This is a genomic window from Vibrio brasiliensis LMG 20546 (assembly GCF_000189255.1).
Lineage (GTDB): Bacteria > Pseudomonadota > Gammaproteobacteria > Enterobacterales > Vibrionaceae > Vibrio > Vibrio brasiliensis.
On sequence record NZ_AEVS01000045.1, the window covers coordinates 65,767 to 88,669 of the forward strand.

General features: G+C 47.1%; 17 protein-coding genes. 6 read left to right on the forward strand and 11 right to left on the reverse strand.

Features of this window, described 5'->3' with window-relative positions:
* Positions 1-42: 42 nt before the first annotated feature.
* From RH46_RS07075 to RH46_RS07115, 9 genes are all read right to left on the reverse strand, one after another.
* Positions 43-492, reverse strand: coding sequence for a GNAT family N-acetyltransferase (locus tag RH46_RS07075; protein WP_006878718.1), 450 nt, complete (start codon positions 490-492; stop codon positions 43-45).
* Between the two features lie 116 nt (positions 493-608).
* Positions 609-1,046, reverse strand: coding sequence for a DUF3429 domain-containing protein (locus tag RH46_RS07080; RefSeq protein WP_006878719.1), 438 nt, complete (start codon positions 1,044-1,046; stop codon positions 609-611).
* Between the two features lie 10 nt (positions 1,047-1,056).
* The gene (locus tag RH46_RS07085) at positions 1,057-1,599 is read right to left on the reverse strand and encodes a glutathione peroxidase (protein ID WP_006878720.1); all 543 of its coding nucleotides are present in this window, start codon (positions 1,597-1,599) and stop codon (positions 1,057-1,059) included.
* Between the two features lie 62 nt (positions 1,600-1,661).
* Positions 1,662-2,975, reverse strand: coding sequence for an ABC1 kinase family protein (locus RH46_RS07090; protein WP_006878721.1), 1,314 nt, complete (start codon positions 2,973-2,975; stop codon positions 1,662-1,664).
* Between the two features lie 74 nt (positions 2,976-3,049).
* A complete protein-coding gene (locus RH46_RS07095) occupies positions 3,050-4,846 on the reverse strand; it encodes an ABC transporter ATP-binding protein/permease (RefSeq protein WP_006878722.1) in 1,797 nt (598 codons plus the stop codon).
* A 151-nt stretch (positions 4,847-4,997) separates the two neighbouring features.
* Positions 4,998-5,495, reverse strand: a complete 498-nt coding sequence (locus RH46_RS07100; protein WP_006878723.1) for an outer membrane beta-barrel protein — start codon at positions 5,493-5,495, stop codon at positions 4,998-5,000.
* A 103-nt stretch (positions 5,496-5,598) separates the two neighbouring features.
* Positions 5,599-9,522: an ATP-dependent RNA helicase HrpA gene (gene hrpA, locus RH46_RS07105; RefSeq protein ID WP_006878724.1), complete on the reverse strand. Its 3,924-nt coding sequence runs from the start codon at positions 9,520-9,522 to the stop codon at positions 5,599-5,601.
* A gap of 95 nt (positions 9,523-9,617) precedes the next feature.
* Entirely contained in the window at positions 9,618-10,550 is a 933-nt protein-coding gene (locus RH46_RS07110) for an ABC transporter substrate-binding protein (RefSeq protein ID WP_006878725.1), read from the reverse strand.
* Between the two features lie 132 nt (positions 10,551-10,682).
* A complete protein-coding gene (locus RH46_RS07115) occupies positions 10,683-11,972 on the reverse strand; it encodes a MipA/OmpV family protein (RefSeq protein ID WP_241210045.1) in 1,290 nt (429 codons plus the stop codon).
* Positions 11,973-12,126: 154 nt separating this feature from the next.
* On the opposite strand from RH46_RS07115, the gene RH46_RS07120 reads away from it, so the two are divergent.
* From RH46_RS07120 to RH46_RS07130, 3 genes are all read left to right on the forward strand, one after another.
* Positions 12,127-12,492, forward strand: a complete 366-nt coding sequence (locus RH46_RS07120; RefSeq protein ID WP_006878727.1) for a VC1380 family protein — start codon at positions 12,127-12,129, stop codon at positions 12,490-12,492.
* Positions 12,493-12,495: 3 nt separating this feature from the next.
* Positions 12,496-14,397: an alkaline phosphatase D family protein gene (locus RH46_RS07125; protein ID WP_006878728.1), complete on the forward strand. Its 1,902-nt coding sequence runs from the start codon at positions 12,496-12,498 to the stop codon at positions 14,395-14,397.
* 77 nt (positions 14,398-14,474) lie between these two features.
* A complete protein-coding gene (locus tag RH46_RS07130) occupies positions 14,475-14,924 on the forward strand; it encodes a tellurite resistance TerB family protein (RefSeq protein ID WP_006878729.1) in 450 nt (149 codons plus the stop codon).
* Positions 14,925-14,958: 34 nt separating this feature from the next.
* On the opposite strand, the gene RH46_RS07135 is transcribed toward RH46_RS07130, so the two are convergent.
* Both RH46_RS07135 and RH46_RS07140 read right to left on the reverse strand, forming a co-directional pair.
* Entirely contained in the window at positions 14,959-15,489 is a 531-nt protein-coding gene (locus RH46_RS07135) for a 3'-5' exonuclease (protein WP_006878730.1), read from the reverse strand.
* Positions 15,490-15,577: 88 nt separating this feature from the next.
* Positions 15,578-17,107 carry a sensor domain-containing diguanylate cyclase gene (locus tag RH46_RS07140; protein ID WP_006878731.1) on the reverse strand — a complete coding sequence of 510 codons (1,530 nt, stop codon included), beginning with the start codon at positions 17,105-17,107 and terminating at the stop codon, positions 15,578-15,580.
* Between the two features lie 324 nt (positions 17,108-17,431).
* Here RH46_RS07140 and RH46_RS07145 point away from each other — a divergent pair, with 324 nt between their 5' ends.
* From RH46_RS07145 to RH46_RS07155, 3 genes are all read left to right on the forward strand, one after another.
* Positions 17,432-18,064, forward strand: coding sequence for a DUF2760 domain-containing protein (locus RH46_RS07145; RefSeq protein ID WP_006878732.1), 633 nt, complete (start codon positions 17,432-17,434; stop codon positions 18,062-18,064).
* Positions 18,064-19,992 (forward strand): Hsp70 family protein, encoded by a 1,929-nt coding sequence (locus tag RH46_RS07150; RefSeq protein WP_006878733.1) that lies wholly within the window; start codon positions 18,064-18,066, stop codon positions 19,990-19,992. Before RH46_RS07145 ends, RH46_RS07150 begins: the two co-directional genes overlap by 1 nt.
* A 61-nt stretch (positions 19,993-20,053) precedes the next feature.
* On the forward strand, positions 20,054-22,876 hold the full coding sequence (locus RH46_RS07155) for an Hsp70 family protein (RefSeq protein WP_006878734.1): 2,823 nt from the start codon (positions 20,054-20,056) through the stop codon (positions 22,874-22,876).
* Positions 22,877-22,903: the final 27 nt, after the last annotated feature.

Below are 22,903 nucleotides of genomic sequence, written 5' to 3' on the forward strand. Positions count from 1 at the left end.
ACTCAATTGAGTGGCTTTTTTTATGTTCTGCTCATCGGTTATCTACACGCTGAGGAAATAACTGAAGTAGGCATTGTCACGCTGGTAACCTAATGACTCGTATAGCTTTTGAGCAACGAAGTTATCGCGCGCGGTCTCCAGACTAAGTCCCTTGGCTCCCGTTTCAATGGCATGTTGTGTTGCGGCATTCATCAACACTCTCCCAACCCCAGCTCCCCTAGCTTGCTCAGAGACAAACAGATCATTGAGAATCCAGCTTCTCTTGGCGGATATCGATGAGAACGATGGGTATAGTTGGGTAAAGCCCAATGGTTGCCCCTCGCCATCTGTCGCTAAGAAAATCACTGACTCCTTGTTGTCAATCCGTTCATGAATGTAGTTTTTCGCTAAGTCCAGATCACTTTTCTGACCATAAAAAACTCGATAACTGTTAAATAGCTGAGCAATTGCATCGATCTGCGCGACTGTTCCTTTCACTACTTCGACTTTCAATCTTCGACTCCGAATATCCTTTTCAAATTGAAATCTAATAGTGTCTAGCGCGCTGAAATTGCGCAATTCTATTGTTAGAAGCTATTAACTGAGTCGCAAATTTTTACCGGCGACTGCTAAACAAACACCACCACCAAATGCAGCCCAGCAACCATCCCTGTCAGGTTGCGCCTCATGGTTTGATAGAGGTCAGTCAGTTCGTCGCGCCACGTATGCTTCTCAAAGTACCAAATCGCAACGTAGCCCACACCGAGTAACGCAATGACCGCTGTAACACTCTGGCTGGTTTGTAATAACAGTAGCCACGCCATCAAGGCAAAAACATTACTCACAATTAATGCAATTCGTTTACTGGTAGCGACTTGATGATTGAGGCTACGCCCCCAAAGTACCCCGGAGAGAAAGCTAAGGATGACGGCACTGTAGGAGATAAATAACTGGGTCCCACCAATGGCCAGTATCTGCATATCGAAAGCGATCATGACCGTACCAAGAAAAAATGGCACTAATCCCCAATAGCCTAGCTGTTGAATGGTTTTATTGTCCGAGTCCATATCACGTTCCCTACAGCTGCTGCTTGATCATATTGATGAGCGAAGGAGCCTGAGGGTTAGTACTACTTGGGAAAGTCGCAACCACTTCACCTTCACGATTTATCAGGTACTTGTAAAAGTTCCATCTCGGCTCAACGCCTGACTGCTTGCTGATTTCCGAAAAAACAGGATTAGCATCCCCGCCACGAACACTGGAACGCGCCATCATAGGAAAGGTGACACCGTAATCGAGGTAACATACTTTGGCGCTGTTCTGCTCTGAGCCCCTATCTTGTTTGAAGTCATTACTGGGGAAGCCGACCACCGAAAAGCCCTGCTGTTTAAACTGCTGATGGAGCTCTTCTAATCCGGCAAACTGAGAAGTGAAGCCGCACTGACTGGCCGTATTGACGACCAGTAATGTTTTACCCTTAAACTCTTCACACAGGTTTATTGACTCTGTCGAGTTGAGTAATCGTTGTTGCGCATCTAACAGGTTTGGACAGTCAGCGGCAAAGCTGACCGGGATGTAGGCACTCAGTGCCAACGCAATAACAGCAAATAATCTTTTCATCGTCTCGGACTCATTCAGGTATTGTCATACTCTACTACTGCAATCAGCCCAGATTTGATCACTTACAGAGTAAGATATGGCGCCGCTAACTGACGAATATTGACTCTGGCTCCGAGACGAGCCGCGAGAAGGTACATTCCTGCAATTTTTCGATGCAAGAAGAGTGCATCTGCAGGAGGTGTGTGCCAGTAGTCCTGCTCTAAGCTCAAGATGGTGCCGGCTTCTCTTAGCCGCTGAGCAAGTCCACTGGCTTTGAAGTCGTACTCGTGATCCGCCAGCATTGGCTCACAAGCGAGTTTCACCAGTTCCAAAATAGCCTGCCTTTGTTCGGGCAGGATGTCCTGACTGAAGAATCCTATCTGCTCTAGTGCCCTATTCAGACCTTGCTCGTCCCCTTTCAACACAGAGGAGAATGCCAATCGATAGCCGTCACTAAAACCTTGCTCATACTCTCTCGTCGCACCGAAATCCAACAGACCGATCTGCTTGGTGTGCTGCAAATAAACGTAATTCGCAAAATTGGGGTCTGTCTGAACCATTCTAAAATCGAACAGCTCTCTGAACATCAGCTCCAGCAATCGATGCATGATGAGATCTCGCTCAGGCTGCGGTAACGCGTCGACACCTTCTATTGAAACGCCCTCGATAAATTCCATCGCTAACACCGAACTAGAGGTTATCGAGCGATCAATTTTCGGTACAACAAAGTGAGTGGTCCCTTGAAGCTCGTGATAATACCGCTCGGCAAATTGAGCTTCGCGCTGGTAATCCGCTTCATCATGTAACTGCTTTTTCGCTTCCTCAAGCAGCCCTTTGTAATCCACTGAATCCGGTATTAGCCCGACGATATTAAGCAGAGTCCCGACATTATCGACATCACTATCGATACTCTTTTTAATCCCAGGGTATTGGACTTTGACCGCAAGTTTGTCACCACTATCGCTGTACGCCTGATGCACCTGTCCGATTGAGGCACTTGCAACCGGTTTAAAATTGAACGCAGTGAACTTCACTTTCCAATCTGAACCAAGTGAATTTTCAAGCACTGAATTGAGTTGTTTAGCCGGAAGAGGATCCGCATCTGAGCGTAAACGAGCCAGAATATCAGCCAGTTCAGGCTCAAGTACATCACCTGCATCCATTGACAACATCTGACCAAGTTTCATTGCCGCTCCACGAAGATGGGCTAACTGCTCGGTGAGACGAGAAATATTCGCAGGTGTCAGTAACAGCTCTTTTGCTTTAGGTCTCTGTCCTTTGACCAGCTGTTTCGAACCTTCGGTTAATACATTACCGGCTACTCGGGTTGCTAGTGTGGCCAGCTTACCAAAGCGTGAAATTCGGTGGGTCGGTATGTTTCTCTGTTTAGGTGACATATCGCATCTCTTTGGGGATTCACACTTGTATACGTGAAAGGTAAACAACGAGCTCAACTGACGGCAAAGTATCGTTAGTTCAGATGCTTAAACTGCAGCTCCACCAATCGTTGATACAGTTCGCAACTTACCATTAGCTGTGAGTGGTTGCCCACATCAACTAAGGTACCCTGATCAAGCACCGCGATCTTGTCAGCATGTTTAATGGTCGATAGGCGGTGGGCAATAATGATGGTCGTTCTACCCTGCATCAGTTCTTCTAACGCCTGCTGGACATGATGTTCACTTTCACTATCGAGTGCACTGGTTGCTTCATCAAGCAGCAGTATATTAGGGTCTTTCAGGATAGCACGCGCGATTGCGATTCTTTGCCTTTGACCTCCGGAAAGTCGAACTCCACGCTCACCGAGAAAACTGTTGTAGCCTTGCGGCAAGTTAACAATGAAATCATGGGCATGGGCTTTTTTCGCGGCTTCAATCACTTGTTCATCCGTTGCCTCTGGATTGCCGTAACGGATGTTATGAAACACATCATGGCTAAACAGCGCTGGCTGTTGAGGAACTAACGCCATCTGCTGACGTAAATCGCTTGGAGAGAAATCACGCACATCAACGCCGCCTAGTGATACTTTACCGATCTGAGGGTCGTAGAATCGTTGCAGAAGCTCAAACAGAGTCGTTTTACCTGCACCGGACGGGCCAACTAACGCCAGCACTTTCCCTTCTTGAACCGATAAACTTAGCTGATGTAGCGCTGCTTGATCTGGCCGCGAAGGATAGTAAAAACTGACCTGTTCAAAAGCGACGTCTGCACTGAGCGAATCAGGAGCGGATTGCGGCTCAACTGGCGCGACGATGTTACTCTCGACCTGCAGAATTTCTATCAAGCGTTCCGTTGCGCCTGCTGCGCGCTGTAGCTCACCCATCACTTCAGAAATCGTCGCCAATGACGAAGCAACCATAATGGCATAGAAGACGAATGCAGCAAGATCACCAGCACTCATGGCACCATTGATGACATCACTGCCACCAACCCACAACATGCCTGAAATAGCGCTGAACACAATGACGATCACACCGGAGATAAGTATCGCTCGCTGCTTAACTCGCTTACGACCTATGGTATAAGCTCGTTCAACCTCTTCAGCAAAGAATGACTTCTCCTGCGACTCACGACTATAACTCTGCACGGTCTTAATCTGTTCAATCGCTTCCCCAGCATAACTGCCGACATCGGCCATCGAGTCCTGACTCTGACGAGATAATGCACGCACCTTACGTCCGTAAACCAGGATAGGTACCAATATAAAGGGCACACTTGCCAGCACTATCAGGGTCAATTTGATGTTGGTGGCAAACAACATAATGATTGCCCCTACACACATCAATGCACTGCGCATCGCCATTGAGAATGAAGAACCGATAATGCTTTGCAGTAAAGTGGTGTCAGTGGTGATACGCGACATGATGTCACCACTGCCATTTGTTTCAAAATAGCTCGGATGGAGGGTGATGACATGATTGAACACCGCCAGTCGGATATCCGCACTAACCCGTTCCCCCACCGAAGAGACCAGATAAAAACGGAAAAAGGTTCCGATAGAGATCAATACAGTGATCAGCATAATAAACCCAATCGCACTCCCCAACTCCTGGGTCGACTGTTGGGCAAAGCCTTGGTCGATTAGCACTCTTACTCCTTGCCCCACAGACAAGGTCAGAGAAGCAGTCAATACTAAGGCAATCAAAGCAGCGGCGACTTTGAGTTTATAAGGCTTAATGAAAGTCAGTAACTCAAGCAGAATACTGAGATTTTTATTGTTAGGCTTGGAAGATGTCGATTGTGAGTCTACTCGCGCAGATGATTGCATAGCACCGCCTTGTGATTAAAGCTAATCAACGTCTCTTTAGACTATCGCTAGATGAACCAGATAGAAATAGTTGTTTTCACAAACTTGTACTTTACAAAAAGCATAAAAAAGCCTGACCGGAGTCAGGCTTTAGAAAACTCTATCCTATTGATTATAGGAAATGGAAGGTCGCGTTAAGAGAGAAGTTCTTAACGTCTTCTTCTTTCATAGAGAATACGTTGTAGCTTGCACCTAGTGAGATAGGACCCATTACAAAGTACTCAGCACCCACACCGTACATCATGTCAATTTCGTCTTCTTTGAAATTGCTGTTTTGACCAGTCAGCTCGTACGAGTGGATACCCGCTTTCGCGTAAACGTGCAGTGGACCAAAGTCGATGCTTGGCTTAGCTGCAAAGTAAACCGCTGAACCTTCTAGATCTAGTGTTTGGTTACCGTAACGAACGTTGTCGAAATCACCAAAGTTCTGGTAACCCGCTTCCAGACCGATGAACGGTAGAATACCGGTACCTACGTGAACGTTGTAAGACGTCGATGATTCGTTGCCCAGATCAGCTTGACCCACACTTGCGCTGCCGTAAATCCAAGAGTCCGCAGAAGCTGAAGCTGATGCGCCAATCAGAGCTAGCGCGAGTAGTGTCTTTTTCATAATAAACCTTCTCTAGTTATTAGCTGCAGAAGCTTGGGCTGGCAAGCTTCTGCCGTATTTGTCAAAATTCCGAACTGTAAATATTCTAATGCAATTTACATACCTAACAAGCATCAATCGCCATTTTAACTCGCTTGTCTGATACTGGGTATGGGGTACCAAGTTGCTGGGCGAAGTAGCTAACACGAAGCTCTTCAATCATCCAGCGCACCTGTTTGACGTTATCAGGTACTGCGACACCCTTAGGGATTTTGTTTAGCAGTTCTTTGTAATCGTTAGCAACGGATTCAATTTTCAGCATATGCAGGCGATCTTTGTTTGGATCGATTGGCAGTTTCTCCATCCGGCGCTCAATGGCCTTCATATAACGGAGAATATCTGGCAGACGCTTCCATCCACACTCTGTGGCGAATCCTTTGAAAATTAGCCCTTCGATTTGCGCCTTGATGTCCGACAGGGCAAAAGCCATCGTGAAGTCAATCTTGCCCTTCAGCTTCTTGTTGATGTTAAATGCAGTAGTAAGAATTGTCTCAACTTGCTGGGCAATTTCTACCACAGTGTCACCTAATTCAGCGCGAACATGCTCTTTAAGCTGTTCAAACTGTTCAGGCTGCCACACTAAACCGCCCTTCTCTTCAATCAACTTATCTACACCACAAGCAATACAGTCATCAATCAGGTCGAGTACTTTACCGTATGGGTTGAAGTACAAACCGAGTTTAGACTTGTTCGGCAAGTTTGAGTGCAAATATTTAATCGGAGACGGCACATTAAGTAAAATCAGACGACGTTGACCCGCTTTCATCGCTGAAACCTGCTCATACTCAGTTTCGTACAGCTTGATTTCAACACTGTCTTTGCTGTCTACGATTGCCGGGTAGGCCTTAACGTCATAACCACCACGTTTCTGCTGGTACACCTTTGGCAGCTCGCCAAAACTCCAGGTGTGTAACCCCTGCTGTTCAATATCATCATCAGCAACTTTCGACAGGGTTTCCTGAACCTTGTCTTTCAGGCTCTCTTTGAGCTCGTGGAGATCACGATGCTCTTTGAGCTTGCGGTTACGATGGTCAACGGCACGATAAGTCACTTTCAGATGGTCTGGCACCTGGGCCAGGTTCCAGTCTTCACGCAACACTTCAACTCCAGTCATGCGGCGCAGCTCTTTTTCCAATGAATCCAGCAACGGTGCTTCAAACGGGGTTGAACGCGCTAAGAACGCGTCGGCGTAGTTGGGCGCTGGGACAAAGTTCTTACGTATCGTTTTAGGCAGTGATTTGATTAAACTCACCACCAGCTCATGACGTAAACCCGGGATCTGCCAGTCAAAGCCAGCGGGTTCCACCTGATTAAGAATTGGCAGAGGAAGATGAACCGTGACGCCGTCATTATCCTCACCCGGCTCGAACTGATAGCTCAGTTTGAGTTTAAGGCCATTCTGATGCCAGAAGTTAGGGTAATCCAGATCGGTTACGTGACTAGCGTCGCCCTTAAACAGCATCTCTTTTTCAAAGTTAAGTAACTCTGGGTTTTGCTTAGATGCTTTCTTCCACCAGGTATCAAAATGTTTAGCCGATACGACTTCAGTACCAACACGTTGGTCATAGAAGTCAAACAGCTCATCATCATCAACCAAGATGTCACGACGACGAGACTTGTGCTCCAGCTCTTCAACTTCCTGAAGTAACTTGCGATTCTGTCTGAAGAAGGCGTGCTTCGTTTCCCACTCCCCTTCAACTAATGCGCTACGGATAAAGATCTCACGGCTCACTGCCTGATCGATACTGCCGTAGTTAACCAGACGTTTTGGTACGATTGGCACCCCGTACAGCATCACTTTTTCGTGTGCCATTACCGCAGCGCGCTTCTTAGACCAATGTGGTTCGCTGTAGCTGCGTTTAATCAGATGTTTCGCCAGTGGTTCAATCCATTCAGGCTGAATCTTAGCGATAATGCGGCCCCAAAGTTTCGAGGTTTCCACCAGTTCTGCAGACATGATCCACTTAGGCTGTTTCTTAAACAGACCTGACGCAGGGAAAATATGAAAACGGGCATTACGCGCGCCCTGGTAATCATTTTTCTCCTGATCTTTCATACCGATATGTGACAGCAGACCAACCAGAATCGCACTATGAACCCCCTGATAGCTCGCAGGTTCATCATTAAGTTTGAAGTCCATTTCGCGCATCGACTGATGGACCTGAAAATACACATCCTGCCACTCACGAACACGTAAGTAGTTAAGGTAATCCTGCTTACATTGCTTACGGAACTGGTTACCGGATAACTGCTTCTGCTGTTTCTGGATGTAATCCCACAAGTTAACAAAGGTCAGGAAGTCTGATTCTTCATGGAAGAAACGACGGTGTTTATCATCAGAAGATTGTTGCTTGTCGCTCGGACGCTCGCGCGGATCCTGAATGGACAGTGCTGAAGCAATAATCATCAACTCTTTCAGGGCACCATATTTAGGCGCTTCAAGCACCATACGAGCCAGACGCGGGTCAATTGGCAAGCGCGCCAACTGACGACCCGTAGGCGTTAGACGTTTCTTAGGATCTTTGGCTTTCTCGTTAATAGCACCCAGTTCTTCAAGCAGGCGAACACCATCCTGAATGTTACGCTTATCCGGTGCCTCAACAAATGGGAAGGCTTCAATGTCACCTAAGCCCAGTGCCGTCATCTGCAGAATAACTGAAGCCAGGTTGGTACGTAATATTTCCGGATCAGTAAACTCTGGACGTGAGTTGAAGTCATCTTCTGAATAAAGACGAATACAGATACCTTCTTCTACACGGCCACATCGACCTTTACGCTGGTTAGCACTCGCTTGCGACACTGGTTCAATAGGCAGACGCTGTACCTTAGTACGGTAACTATAGCGGCTAATACGAGCCGTACCCGGGTCAATAACGTATTTGATACCAGGTACTGTCAGCGAGGTTTCTGCCACGTTGGTCGCCAGAACGATACGACGCCCGGCATGAGGCTGGAAGATTTTGTTCTGCTCGCCGGCAGAAAGTCGTGCATACAGCGGGACGATTTCAGTGCTCTTTAAATTACGCTTACTCAGCGCATCTGCGGTATCGCGTATTTCACGCTCACCGTTCATAAAGATCAGAATGTCACCTAAGCCTTCATCGCACAGCTCATCTACCGCGTCAAAAATGCCTTCTAACTGGTCGCGATCAACATCATCATCGCCACGCAGTGGACGGTAGCGAGTCTCTACTGGATAAGTTCGACCAGACACTTCGATGATTGGCGCGTTACTAAAGTGCTTAGAGAAACGCTCAGGATCGATGGTTGCTGAGGTAATGATCACTTTTAAATCAGGGCGACGCGGCAACAGCTCTTTAAGATAGCCAAGAATAAAATCGATATTCAGACTGCGTTCGTGAGCCTCATCGATAATGATGGTGTCGTACTGGTTTAGATAACGGTCATGCTGAATCTCTGCCAGCAAAATACCGTCAGTCATGAGTTTAATCTGAGTATTTTCAGAGATCTGGTCGTTAAATCGAACCTTGTAGCCGACAAACTCGCCCAGCTTCGTTTCCATCTCTTCTGCAATACGATTGGCAACTGAACGGGCAGCAAGACGACGTGGCTGAGTATGACCAATTAAGCCATATTTACCGCGGCCCAATTCAGCACAGATCTTTGGTAGCTGAGTGGTTTTACCTGAACCCGTTTCACCCGCAACAATCACCACCTGATTCTCTTCAATCGCCTTGGCAATATCATCTTTCTTCTGGCTAACAGGCAGGATCTCTGGGTATTCGATTGTCGGTGAGCAGAGGCCACGCTGCTCCGCCTCCATCATTGATTTAGCGATGTCGAGAGCGATCTCATCAAACACCGCCCCACGAGAGGCGTCTTTCTTAATTTTATTTGCCCCTGCAATGCGCTTACTCAAGCGGAAGCGATCACGCAACATACATTCATTGAGGGCTTTACGTAACGTGGCCGCATTATTGGCTGATGCGTTCACATTGGTATCTTTTTCTGGCTGTGACGAAGTCAAAGCGTTTCCTATTATTCTATCTCAATCAAAAACGCGCGGATTGTATCACATAACTTGCCCGCAAGCTTACACCACTCTGTTCTACAAAGGATTTACTACCGAGTAAGACAAGATGAATGTTCGATCCAATCACTGTGTTGATGCTGAAACTGATTTAACCAATTATCCGCAGCCTGATCTAAGGTCTGATTTTCGTTGTCTATCAGTAGCGAAGCCGTAGCGATATGTTGACTGGATAAAGTAAAGGAGGAAACGATATCAAAAGCACAAGCAGACTTAGTTCTCAGTTGGTTGGAAATAGCGGTTTTTAGCCAGGCACCACGTGGATTACCACAGTCCCACGTATATTTGCTGTTTACTCCCCAGGAAGGGTCTAACTCACACGCTTCATCGTAACGGGGAAACTCGACAAATGAGCCGGGATACTTGGCTTCAACCCAATTGGGAGTCCAGTTATAGATCAACAGGGGTTTTTGCTTTGCAATATAGTCGCGCAGTTTTCTATTTATCGCGTCACCGTCTTCCAGCACCTCCACACGATAATTGAGCCCAAGTGCCCGTATTTTTGCAGCATCCGGTTTTTCCCAGGGACCGGAGTAGTAAACACCACGTTCGGAGTCCTTGTAGCTAAACAGGTGCGCGCAATTCTTTAAAGCTTCCCAGTTTGGCAAACCGGGACAGAGAGCTTCCACGTAATCGGGATACCACCACTCTTCCCGAGTCTCAACATTATGCACTGTTCCCTGCTGAATAAACCCTTTGGCAATCATCTCATCGTATTTGGGCCCCATAGAGCCCTGCCACACTTCGACCTGGACATCTGCTTCACCCTGCGCCAACTTGTACCATTGCACCTGAGACGAAGCATAGACAATCTCTACCTCGATACCTTGCTGCTCTAATAATCTTCCCAGCGCCTTGGTAATCACTTGCTGGCTGCCCCAGTCTAAGGAAAGCAAGCGTACAGGTTCTGCGTCGACGCTAAAAGCAACGACCAGACTACCTAAAAGCAGTGACTGCCGAATCATAACGCCTCCTGCAATTTCGATACGACCAGTTATTATCTTTTATACGTTAAAGAATAGGTGAAAGTGCATTGGAAGAGGAGAAATCGTTTGTAAGTAGTCTGAGCGACAAAAGGGTCGCTCAGACAGGAGGGATCAGAAGTCTATTTGCACATAGAGGGTATTGTAGTTGCTACCACCTTTGATTCGACCGTACTGTGATGCTTTTTCGAAGATAGCGCTACGATGATGTAACGAGTAGCCGAACCACACCTTGTCTAAATCGCGGTTATTAAGCAGGTCACCGACATTGATATCAAATGAGAAATCCAGGTAATTTAGGTAGTTACTTGGCGTGTAACCTTTCGACTTCATCTCTTCATGCTCGACATAAGTAAAGCTGTCGATATAAGAGATACCTTCAGCGACACCAAAACGCCACTTGGTTGGCCAGTCTATGGTGTAATAAGCTTTAATCGCCGCAACATACTCAGTCGCTGATGATTGCACCTCAGAGGACCAATGGTGCACGATCCCCGGAGTGAAATAGATGTCCAGCGGTATACCAAACAGCTCGTCCGTTAACGGATGACCATAAAACAGTGACGTTAACTGATTATTGTAGGGATCTTTTTCACTATTGAACTTCATGATGTCGCCAATATTAGATGGCGTTGCCCAGCCGTGAGCAACCCTCATATAGCGCTTATTAGTCAGTTCAGATTTGGGTGCCTTGGTTTTATCGTTGAAGAAACCAAAGCCAAGATATACTTCACCCTGATAGCGATCTTCGATAGCGGATGAGTTATAGGCGTTGTTGTCCAAACGAGTAACACTGGTTGCCCCAAGCAGATACAAGTTGGAGTAAACATGATAACGGGCACTGACCCCAAGATTGATATCAACACCTGCACTAATTCGCTCATTGGTCAGGCTCGAAAACGCATAGTATTCGCTGTTAAAGTCAGCCCCTTTGTAACGTGCCGTCAGGTGAGGGTTTAGCTCCCAATCTCCAAATTCATATTGACCTGACACCGTCAGATTAGCGTGAAAACGTGAATCTGAATCGGTCATCAACTCACTGTCGAGATGCCATTGAGGATCGATTTGATATCTGAGCTGAGCACCAAAATCAAAAGTATCGCCTTGAAGCGCATTTTGCTCCGACGCCGGAATATCAACAAAGCGCAGTCGCATCAGAGCATTAAGCTGATACTTTTCATCATCTGAGGCATACAAGTATGCTCCGCCTTCTAAGCCATCAACAAAGAAATGCTCATTGTTAAAATACATCAGAGGAACGAAGGTGCTGACGGTCTGATCACCACTTTGAGTATCAAAGGGAATAGACGCCATGCGATATACCGCTGCTATCCCCCAGTCCTGTTCACCCAGAGTGGCTTTTTCTTCGGCCAGTAACTCAACAGGTGTTAATCCACCAACCATAACAGCCATGGCTGTCAGACGTTTTTTTAGTGCCATTTTTAGTCCAAAAGTGACGAAGAGAGCCAAAATCTAACCAAACAATAAAGTTATTACTTATGTTTATTGGTAAATCGTCGTTAAAATATCAATATATGATCTACGAAATCAAAATATTGTGAAAGCATCTGAACTAAAAAGTTTACTCGATTCTCTACCTGAAGGTAGTGACCCTGACATAGTAACAGGCGAAGTCTGGTTACCAGAACGCCTGCTAAGCACGTCTCAAGACCAAGATATGATGTTTTTGCATTTCGACACCGCTCCTGAAGAGACTCAGGGAGAAGAGGAAGGACGTGGCTTTGTCGAACATGAAGTAGCGATGATTCGCCATCGCTTTGAACAGATCCTTGAAGAAAGTTCTGATACCAAAACAAAAGCAGATGCAATGCTGGCTCTTTTTCTCATGGGTCATGAACTTTCTAGCTCAGACATCATCGAAATACTCGAAGATCCTGAAGTTCCTGAGCCCCCAACTGAGTAGTACATGAACAACAAAATACCTTTTCTCATTGCCGGACCGATTTTACGTAAAACCACCGCCAGCGAGCTGGTGTTCTGGCTGGTCACCAGTGAACCACTGCAGGGCACATTTGAACTCAACCTTGAACCGCAACAAGGGCAGATTTATAGTCAGGATCTCAGTCGTTGTACACAACTACAAATTGGAACCCGTTGCTATCTCACTCTGGCGCAGTTTTCAGGTCAGTTTCCAACTAACGTTGCCCTTAGTTATCAGTTCCATACTCAACATGGACCTATAACCGAGCTGTGCCCTAACCTGCTTTATGGCGATGAGCTGGCTCCGACGATTCGCATATCAACCAAAGCCGATTACATTCTTCACGGCTCATGTCGTAACCCTCATCATCCAAGTAAAGATGCGCTGGTTGCTGCGGATAACAAGGTTGCAGGTCAAGAATTACAGCAACGTCCTGATATGCTGATGATGAGTGGTGACCAAATCTACGCAGACCACGTAGCCGGACCAACGTTGGATGCAATTATTCAAACTATTGAGTTACTTGGGTTACCAGACGAGCGCTTCGACCAGGCCCCCTTTGCTTCTGGGCTGGAGTTATTTGCTCACCCTGACTGCTACTATGGCAGGGATAAACTGCTGCCCCACTATGTCGATGACGGTAGTTGGCTGACGAAATTGTTCCCTCATCGCAATGCACCGATCTTCAGCTCTCGCGAGGCAGAAAATCATCTGGTGACCTTCTCCGAGTTTTTCGCCATGTACCTGCTGGTCTGGTCTCCAACACTGTGGCCTTGCCTCAACCTCGATAACTTGCTCGATAAAGGCTTCTCTCATGGTGGCAGTACTATATCGCCAAAGTTTCAACAGCTGTGGCGTGAGGAAAAGACCATCATAGAACAGTTTGTCGCTGGTCTGCCGCAAGTACAGCGTCTGTTTGCTCATATTCCGACCTACATGATTTTTGATGATCATGACATCACTGACGACTGGAATCTTACTGTCGGCTGGGAAAAGGCGGCCTACAGTAATCCACTCTCTAATCGCATTATCGGTAATGGTTTAATCGCCTATTGGCTGTGTCAGGGATGGGGCAATGAACCGGAGAACTTTAATCAAGAATTTCTTGATGTTGCAACCCGCTTTATTGAACATCCGGAAAGTCAGACTCAGGATGACTTCATCCGTTATCTTTATACCTTTGAGCGCTGGCACTACACCATTCATAGCTCGCCAAAAGTGGTGGTGCTAGACACCCGTACCCGACGCTGGCGTTCGGAATCGCGGATGAACAAACCGTCTGGCTTGATGGACTGGGAAGCATTAATTGAGTTTCAACATGAGTTAATGCACCAGGACAAAGTGGTTGTGGTTTCAGCAGCGCCTATGTTTGGTGTAAAAGTCATTGAAGCGTTACAAAAAGCAGCCACTATCGTCGGACAACCATTGGTCATTGATGCAGAAAACTGGATGGCGCATCCGGGCAGTGCTAACACGCTGCTGAGTATTTTTACTCACACGAAAACGCCTACCAACTTCGTCATTCTGTCAGGCGACGTGCACTATTCGTTTGCCTATGACATCAAACTAAGATTCAGACGTAACAGCCCGAACATCTTCCAGATAACCTGCAGCGGCTTTAAAAACCAGTTCCCAGAACCGTTATTGGCAACATGTGACCACGCAGACCGATTGCTATACTCTCCTCGCTCTCCGCTTAACTTCTTAACTAAGCGTAAGCGACTAAAAATCAAAAAGCGCGATCCAGATACTCCCGGCGTGCGTAGATTAGTTAACACCAGTGCTGTAGGTGAGCTAAAACTCGATGACCATGGTAAGCCATCAAGAGTTTCAATACTGACTGGTGAAGGGGTTGAATGGGACTTTCCAGCGATAAAAGAAAAGTAAGGTTTATGTAAAGCCTCTTGTCATTGCCTCTGTTCGTCACTATCTATAACAGTAGAGAAGAATTTGAGGCAACGACTATGTTGAATTCCATTACCCAACTGTTCAAACAACTCCTCGACGGCCAGGACCTTGGTCACCACACAGCTTCAGACCCAAGCCTGGCAATAGCCTGTTTGCTTTGTGAAGTTGCCGGAGCAGACCATCAGGTTGACGTTCAAGAGCAGCAAGCTAAGCGTCACCTGCTCGAAAAACTCCTTACTCTTGATGAAAGTCAGGCAAACAACCTGTTAGCAAGAGCAGAGCAAAGCCGTCAAGACGCATCATCACTGTATGAGTTCACCACCCAGCTTCGGGAACTGAGTCAGGAGAGTCGTTTTGATTTGATTCAGGCGATGTGGCAAGTCGCAAATGCGGATGGAGAGATAGACCCGTTAGAAGATGCTGTGATACGTAAAACCGCAGAATTACTCTATGTCGATCATAGTGAGTTCATCCGCGCAAAACTGTCAGTGACCGACCAGAAATAATAAAGGGAGCCAAGCTCCCTTTGTGGTTCTGATATCACAGCATGGTCAAGGCCAGTTTGGCGAGGTTATACGCGTCAACGTAACCTGAATGTTGACGACCTTCCCACTCAATACCCTTGCTTTCCTGCGCCGCTTTATGACCGATGCGTTTGTCTTTTAAACGGTTCTGGATACGATATAGCGTCGCAAGGTTGATGAACTCATTAAAGGGCATATCAATCCCTTTTGCCTGACACTCTTCACGTAGCACCCGATCATCGCGCCCCCAGGCAGCATAGATTTTGTTTGCTCCACCGAAGTTTTTTACCATCGACTTAATCACTTCAGCCAGTGGACGACCTTGCTTTTCAATCTTACGCGGGGTGATTCCGGTCAATTGAGAACAGAACAATGACACCTCATCGTGCTCTGGTTTTACGTAGTATTGGGCGCGTTTGACGATCTCACCACTAACAAGATCAATTTCTGCAAGCCCTACTTCGATTATTTCGCCAGTGGTACCGACACCGTTTTCATTCCAACAGCACATTTCCAAATCGAAACAAACAACACGGTTATGGTTCATGGTTCGCCTTTGTTGACAATATTGTGAAAGCGCAAAATTCTACATCAGAAATAGTGAAAACTCGACTGGTTCACGGTCAACTGTTCAGTTATTCCGCGATCGACACACGGTTACGACCCGCTTGCTTACTCTTATACAACTGTGCATCAGAAGCTTGCATGATGTCTTCCTCACCTTCATCGCGTCTGATTGCCGCGCCAATACTCAAGGTACAACGAATACGTTGCCCACTATGAGTATGAACAAGTTCAGCCACCGCGCAACGAATCGCATTTAAATACTCGCCAAGTTGCTGCTTATCAGTAACCGTGGAAAGAATACAAAACTCATCACCGCCCATCCTGACAAACAAGTCTTCGTCAGCCAGATGCCTCTGCACAATCTGTGCGACACAAACCAGCATCTCATCACCAGCGACGTGACCAAAGTGGTCGTTGATTAGCTTAAATCGGTCGACATCAAAGGTAATCAGAGAAAAGCCCTGGTTAGTTCTGACTAACTCCCGTAAATACTGACTAAACGCACGGCGGTTATAGATGCCAGTGAGTGAGTCGTGCATAACCAAAAACTGCAATTCTTCGGTTCGCTCATCTAGCAGTACCGCCAGATGCTCTTTGTCTCGCACCAACAACAAAACAATGTAGCTCAGTAAGCAGGCTATCGTTAAACCGGAAACGAAAATGGCCGCCAACACCACAGAATCATTGTGCGTTACCTGTCGATCAAGTTTGAAATCAACCAACCACTCTCGGTTTGGCAGCACCACACGCTTAGTAATTTCGATACCTTGAGTCTGATTCCAGTTAGGACTGCGGTAAAGTATTGGATCATCTTCAGCGTCAAAACCCATGTCGGTCACTTGCACCAGAAGATCTTGTTCTGTTGCCGTTCTTACCACAATAGCTTCGAAGTATTTGGTTGTGCGAATGACACCTATCACCACACCAATCAGTTCATCGTCATTCTCAAGGTCAAAAACTGGGTGATAAACAAGTAGCCCGGTTTTAACAATTTCTCGATCAAGCCCATCCTGTAAAAGACGTACTTTGTCAGATACGCTCGGCTCACCTTTCCTGGTGATGTTATTCAGTACTCGCTGAAAGCGCTCCCGTGATGAGTAGTAACCCAAGACTCTTAAGTTCTCAGTACTTCTAGGGTAAACGTCTGACGCTGTATAAATCGGCTGATTGTCAGCCATAATATAACCCGACGTTTTATCGCCATCTTTAGGGACAGTATAGATATCAAACTCTGGGTAGGTTTGACGAATCTGCTGGATATGAGCTGGAATGTCTTGCTTTTCCACTCGCTGCATCCACTGCAAGGCAATAAGCGTTTGTGACGATGAGACAACCTGCTCGGCAAACACCGGAAATCGGTCCCAATCCTGAGGCTCCGTGGAATGGAAAAAGTTCGCTCCGGCACCGATAAAGTGCAGATCGCTTTCGACCACTTTTTGCAAGCCTTCAGCTTGTTGCTCGGCCAATCTATCAACCAACGAAATGGTATATTTCAGTTGTGACTGATAAGCAAAGTAGACCGCATAAAATGCAACTAACAGAGATAAGGTAAAAGTGAAAAATGGATAAAGGAAGTTCTTTTTAGTGAATCGTTGCATAACGCATTTTGTGAAAACAGCCTTGTCGAAATAACCAGCGCATTTTAGCCTCATCCAATTGGTGACTTAAAGAGCAATTGGCAAATTGATATGAAACAATTTACGTTTCGTGGTTCATGCCTCTTTTTGCGACAAAATTCGGTTAAAAACAGACCAAACAGTGCCGATAATTCCTGATAAGACCTGTTTTACTAGCTGATTGGCGACTTGATTATGTTACTATCTGCCCCAATTTATCAGAATAACGTGGCTCTCGTTCCAAGTTGAGAGTCAGAGTAGAGATTGAGCCAGTCTCTCCTTACATTAATACATAAGAGAATTGTCATGACGTTCGATTTACAAATGATCCCTCAAACGTTCGATATGCTTCACGCAGGCCTTGCTGCATCAAGCGTTTTACTTCTTCTTATTGCGGTATCTCGCAAGTCTAAAGTGATCGAAAAAGTGGTTGAGAAGCCAGTTGAAAAAATTGTCGAAGTAGAAAAACCCGTCGAAAAGATCGTTGAAGTTGAGAAAGTCGTTGAAGTAGAAAAAGTCATTGAGAAGGTGGTCGAGGTTGAATCGAAACTGGCGACGGCTTCTACAGATTCAGCAATGCAGCTACTTGCTATCATGCAGCAGGAAGCGCGTCTGATTGATTTCCTCAAAGAAGACCTGACTTCGTTCTCTGACGAAGAAGTTGGTGCAGCAGCACGAGTTATCCATACTGGTGGCCAGAAAGTACTCAGTGACTATGTCACGCTTGAACATATTCGTAATGAAGATGAAGAGACTCGCATCACGATTGAAGAAGGTTTCAATCCACAGCAAGTTCGTCTGACGGGTAACGTGACTGGTAATGCACCTTTCCACGGCACACTAGTACACAAAGGTTGGAAGGCAAGCTCTATGAACCTGCCAAAACTAGCTGAAAACTATGATGCTTCTGTTATTGCTCCTGCAGAGGTAGAGCTGTAATGGAAATAAACAACATCGCTCAGTCAGCTAACGAAGCTCATGTTGCTAAATTCAGCGTAGGTATTGACCTTGGAACTACCCACTGTGTTTTGTCCTACATTGACACCAGCAATGAAGACGCACGTGTAGAAGTGATGCCTATCCCGCAGTTAACTGCACCGGGAACCGTAGAAACTCGTAGCCAGTTAGGTTCATTCCTGTATCAGCCTCATGAACATGAAATGAACCCAGCATCCCGGGTGCTGCCTTGGTCTTCTGAACCAACGGCACTGGTCGGTGCTATTGCTCGTAATCTTGGTTCAAAAACACCAATTCGCCTGATTGCCAGTGCAAAATCATGGTTGTGCCATGGTGGCGTTAACCGTCGCGATGCGTTCTTACCTGCTGGTAGCCCAGAAGAGGTTGAAAAGGTATCACCGCTTCGTGCCACAGAACTTTATCTGGAGCACCTGAAGCAAGCATGGGATCACGTAAACCCTCAACACCCGCTCGCCGATCAGGATGTAACCATTACCGTACCAGCGTCATTCGACCCTGCGGCACGTGACTTAACTGCTGAAGCTGCGCGTAATGTTGGTTTTGTTCACCTGACCTTGCTCGAAGAACCACAAGCGGCACTGTATAACTGGATTGATAACAGCAATGACAAGTGGCGCGACGAGGTTTCTGTTGGTGATATCGTGCTGGTTGTTGATATCGGCGGCGGTACGACTGACCTTTCATTGGTTGAAGTAACAGAAGACAATGGCAACCTGACACTCAACCGTATCGCGGTAGGTGAACATATCCTGCTAGGCGGTGACAACATGGATCTTGCCCTGGCTTATCGTCTTAAGATGAAACTTGCTCAGGACGGCAAAGAGCTTCAGCCATGGCAAGTACAGGCTATGACTCACGCATGTCGCGATGCTAAAGAAGCACTTTTAAACGATAGCGAACTGCAGTCTGTGCCTATTGTGGTACCAAGTCGTGGTTCTAAACTGCTTGGCGCAACACTTAAAACCGAACTGACTCAGCAAGAAGTTCAACAGACACTGGTTGACGGCTTCTTCCCTAAAGTTGCCGTATCGGAACACCCTGTACAACGTAACCGTGGTGCTTTGACTCAAATGGGTCTGCCATACGCGCAAGATGCGGGCATCACTCGTCACATCGCTGCGTTTTTGACCAAACAAGCCAACGCTCAGGGCGGTGAAGTTGCTGCTCAAGATTTCAACCCATTTGCCAACATGCCTGGCATGTGCGGAAATCCAACGCCATCAAGCGACTTTATCAAGCCGACTGCGATTCTTTTCAACGGTGGTGTACTTAAGTCAAACCTGTTGGCTCAACGTCTTGAAGAGACCATTAACGAGTGGCTGATTGACGCAGATAGCGAAATGGCTGCACGCCTGACCGGTGTCGACCTCGATCTTGCCGTGGCAAGTGGTGCATCATACTACGGTGCTGTTCGCCGTGGTCAGGGGGTGCGTATTCGTGGTGGTATCGCTTCAAGTTACTATGTTGGAATTGAAAGCGCTATGCCGGCTATTCCAGGTATGGCACCACCGATGGAAGCTCTATGTGTCGCTCCATTCGGCATGGAAGAAGGCTCTAACGTGAATGTTCCAAGCCAGGAGTTTGGTCTTATCATTGGTCAGCCAGTTAACTTCCAGTTCTTTGGTTCTACGGTTCGCCGTGACGATCAAGCAGGAACACATCTTGATCACTGGGCTCCAGAAGAGTTAGAAGAGCTGCCTGAGATTCAGGTAACGCTACCTGTTACTGAAGGCCGCCGTGAAGGTGAAGTGGTTCCTGTCACTCTGGCTTCTCGCGTGACTGAGCTAGGTACTCTGTACCTTGAGGCCATTGCAGCCGATAACGGTCAAAAATGGCATGTAGAGTTTGACGTTCGAGAAGACGCTAACTCAATGACACAATCACTATAATAATTTAAGCGGCACCTTTTGGTGCCGCTTTTCCTTATCTCGTAAACAAGGGTTTTGTTCTATGGCATCGCCTCGTTTTTTAGTCGGTATTGATTTAGGTACAACCAATACGGTTGTCGCATTCTGTGAAATTACTGACGACCTACAACAATCCGAAGTCTCCCTATTCGACATCGACCAATTGATAGGCCCAGGTGAAGTGGTACGAAAGCCACTACTGCCCTCTTTCCGTTACCATCCAGCCCAAGGTCAGATTTCTCCTCTCGACTTAACCCTACCGTGGGAGGACCAGCCAGTTGAAGGCGACATTCCTCACGTAATCGTTGGTGAGTGGGCTCGTGAACTGGGCGCAAAAGTAGAAGGCCGTCAGGTTTCCAGTGCGAAAAGTTGGTTGTCGCATCAAGCGGTTGACCGTCGTTCTGAGATCCTGCCATGGGCGGGTGCAACAGATGTCGATAAAGTCTCACCTGTAATAGCCAGTGCCAGTTACCTCAACCATATTCGTCAGGCCTGGAACTACCGCAATCCGGGTAACAAGCTTGAAGACCAAGATGTCGTCGTCACTGTGCCCGCTTCGTTTGACGAAACAGCACGTAAACTGACGTTGGAAGCTGCTCAACTAGCAGGGCTTAACAAGATTGTCCTGTTGGAAGAGCCGCAAGCGGTTTGTTATGACTGGTACGCTCGCCACCAGCAAAGTGCTGCCGAAGAATTAAAACAACTGCCACTGATTCTGGTCTGTGATGTTGGTGGTGGTACCACCGACCTGAGCTTAATTGAAGCTCGCTTTAATCCTGATGCTGGTGGTGAAGATGAACTCGCCCTCGACCGTATTGGTGTTGGTGAGCACCTGATGCTCGGTGGTGACAACCTCGATTTGGCGCTGGCTCATCTGGCCGAGCAGAGATTTAACCAGAACAAGAAACTTAATGCGGCAAGCTTAACTAAGCTTATTCAGCAGACACGTAAAGCGAAAGAGAACCTGCTTTCAGCTGACGCTCCACAGGAAGTCAAGATCACCATGTTAGGCAGCGGCTCTAAGCTTCTTGGCGGTACTAAGAGTATTGCGCTGAATAAAGACGAGGTCCATCAAATCGCGCTGGACGGCTTCTTTCCGCTTTCGGACTTTAACCAGACACCTGATAAAAGGCGCAGCGCTGTGGTTGAGTTTGGTCTGCCTTATGTTGCTGACCCGGCAGTGAGTAAACACGTCGCTGAATTCCTTAACCAACATCAGCAAGTTTCTTACGCCGCGCTGGATCAGCAGGATACCACTCAACCAGCCATTCCGGTTGGCTTATTGCTAAACGGTGGTGTGTTCAACAGTGATCTGGTCACCGAGCGAGTGACGACCCTACTAAGTAACTGGCGCGGCGCCCCTGTTACTGTATTAGATAACCCACATCCGGACTGGTCAGTGGCTCTTGGTGCGGTTGCCTTTGGTAAAGCGCGCCGTGGCGCTCAGTTAAAAATCGGTGGCGGTGCAGCTCGTTCATACTTCCTCCATCTGCAAGAGAAAAACAAAATGGGCAAAGCCCTGTGTTTACTTGCCAAAGGTACTGAAGAGGGGCAAGAAATCCGTCTTAGCGGACGTCGATTCTCACTGACATTAGGTGAGCCTGTCCGATTTAACCTGCTTACTACAACCCATGACACTTTGAGCAATAATACTGCTATTCAAAATGGTGTCATGGTCGATGTCGACCCGGATCTGTTCGCGCCTCTACCGCCATATATCTCTACCCTACAAGGTGAAGGTGTCGAGTTACAGGCTAACCAGAAAGAGCGTGTTGAAGTTTTGCTAGCCTGTCAGCTTACAGAAGTAGGCACACTTAAAATGGAATGTGTGCATGCCGAAGACGATAGTAAGCGTTGGGCTCTGGAGTTTGAGGTTCGCAACCAGAAAGCTGAACAAGAACAGCAGCAGGAGCTTCATCCAAGGCTGGCTGAGTGTAAAGAGTTGATTGCCCGTATTTACAGTGGCAACAAAAAGAGCGCTGACTCAAAAGAGATCAAAACTCTGGCTAAAGATCTTGAGAAAAAACTCGGCAAACGTGACGAATGGGACTTCATCACCCTGCGTCAACTATTTGATGCTTTCGCACTTGGCCGTAAGCGTCGTCGCCGTTCAGAGCAACACGAGAAGAACTGGCTGCGATTAGCTGGCTTCTCAATGCGCCCTGGCTTTGGTGATGCAACCGACTCATGGCGAATCGAGCAAGTCTGGGGGCTGTACCAGCAAGCAATCCAGTTCAAAAACCATCAGGGCTGGACCGACTGGTGGGTGTTCTGGCGTCGTATTGCCGGTGGATTAAATCAAGAGCAGCAAGAAACCATACTTGCCGACATTGCTAAGTACCTTCACCCAGGAGCGATGAAGAACCCACAATCGGCCAAAGCAGCTCAGGATATGGGTTATGAGTCGATGGTGCGTTTGGCAGCCTCTCTTGAACACCTGGAAGTCGAAGACAAAGTGTTACTGGCTTCGTGGTGTCTGACTAAAGCCATTAATCACAACCAGTATGAACAGGCGCACTGGTGGGCACTGGGCAGACTCGCTTCACGTACACCGCTTTACGGTAGTCAACATGCGGTGATACCGCGTGAGCAGGTTGAGCAATGGTTACCAAAATTGCTTGAACAGAACTGGCAAAAAGAGCCAATGATTGCTTTCGCTGCTGTGATGATTTGCCGCAAAACCGGCGACCGTCTGTTCGATATTAGCGATGATTTCCGCGCTCAGGTCATCACTAAACTGAAACAGAATAAGGTACCTGACTCATGGCTATCTCTGGTTGAAGAGGTGAAGGAACTTTCTGAAAGCGAATCTAAACGAGTATTTGGTGACGCACTACCAAGTGGCCTGACTCTCGTTCAACACTAATTAAGTCGCAGACAGTCTTACCGTAAG

What these genes read in the sequence shown, in the direction of transcription:
- RH46_RS07135 (WP_006878730.1), bottom strand. Translation starts at nt 15,489, where the DNA reads ATGAACCATAACCGTGTTGTTTGTTTCGATTTGGAAATGTGCTGTTGG.
- RH46_RS07080 (WP_006878719.1), bottom strand. Translation starts at nt 1,046, where the DNA reads ATGGACTCGGACAATAAAACCATTCAACAGCTAGGCTATTGGGGATTA.
- RH46_RS07100 (WP_006878723.1), bottom strand. Translation starts at nt 5,495, where the DNA reads ATGAAAAAGACACTACTCGCGCTAGCTCTGATTGGCGCATCAGCTTCA.
- RH46_RS07085 (WP_006878720.1), bottom strand. Translation starts at nt 1,599, where the DNA reads ATGAAAAGATTATTTGCTGTTATTGCGTTGGCACTGAGTGCCTACATC.
- RH46_RS07110 (WP_006878725.1), bottom strand. Translation starts at nt 10,550, where the DNA reads ATGATTCGGCAGTCACTGCTTTTAGGTAGTCTGGTCGTTGCTTTTAGC.
- RH46_RS07130 (WP_006878729.1), top strand. Translation starts at nt 14,475, where the DNA reads ATGTTGAATTCCATTACCCAACTGTTCAAACAACTCCTCGACGGCCAG.
- RH46_RS07125 (WP_006878728.1), top strand. Translation starts at nt 12,496, where the DNA reads ATGAACAACAAAATACCTTTTCTCATTGCCGGACCGATTTTACGTAAA.
- RH46_RS07095 (WP_006878722.1), bottom strand. Translation starts at nt 4,846, where the DNA reads ATGCAATCATCTGCGCGAGTAGACTCACAATCGACATCTTCCAAGCCT.
- RH46_RS07090 (WP_006878721.1), bottom strand. Translation starts at nt 2,975, where the DNA reads ATGTCACCTAAACAGAGAAACATACCGACCCACCGAATTTCACGCTTT.
- RH46_RS07145 (WP_006878732.1), top strand. Translation starts at nt 17,432, where the DNA reads ATGACGTTCGATTTACAAATGATCCCTCAAACGTTCGATATGCTTCAC.
- RH46_RS07150 (WP_006878733.1), top strand. Translation starts at nt 18,064, where the DNA reads ATGGAAATAAACAACATCGCTCAGTCAGCTAACGAAGCTCATGTTGCT.
- RH46_RS07155 (WP_006878734.1), top strand. Translation starts at nt 20,054, where the DNA reads ATGGCATCGCCTCGTTTTTTAGTCGGTATTGATTTAGGTACAACCAAT.
- RH46_RS07140 (WP_006878731.1), bottom strand. Translation starts at nt 17,107, where the DNA reads ATGCAACGATTCACTAAAAAGAACTTCCTTTATCCATTTTTCACTTTT.
- RH46_RS07115 (WP_241210045.1), bottom strand. Translation starts at nt 11,972, where the DNA reads ATGGTTGGTGGATTAACACCTGTTGAGTTACTGGCCGAAGAAAAAGCC.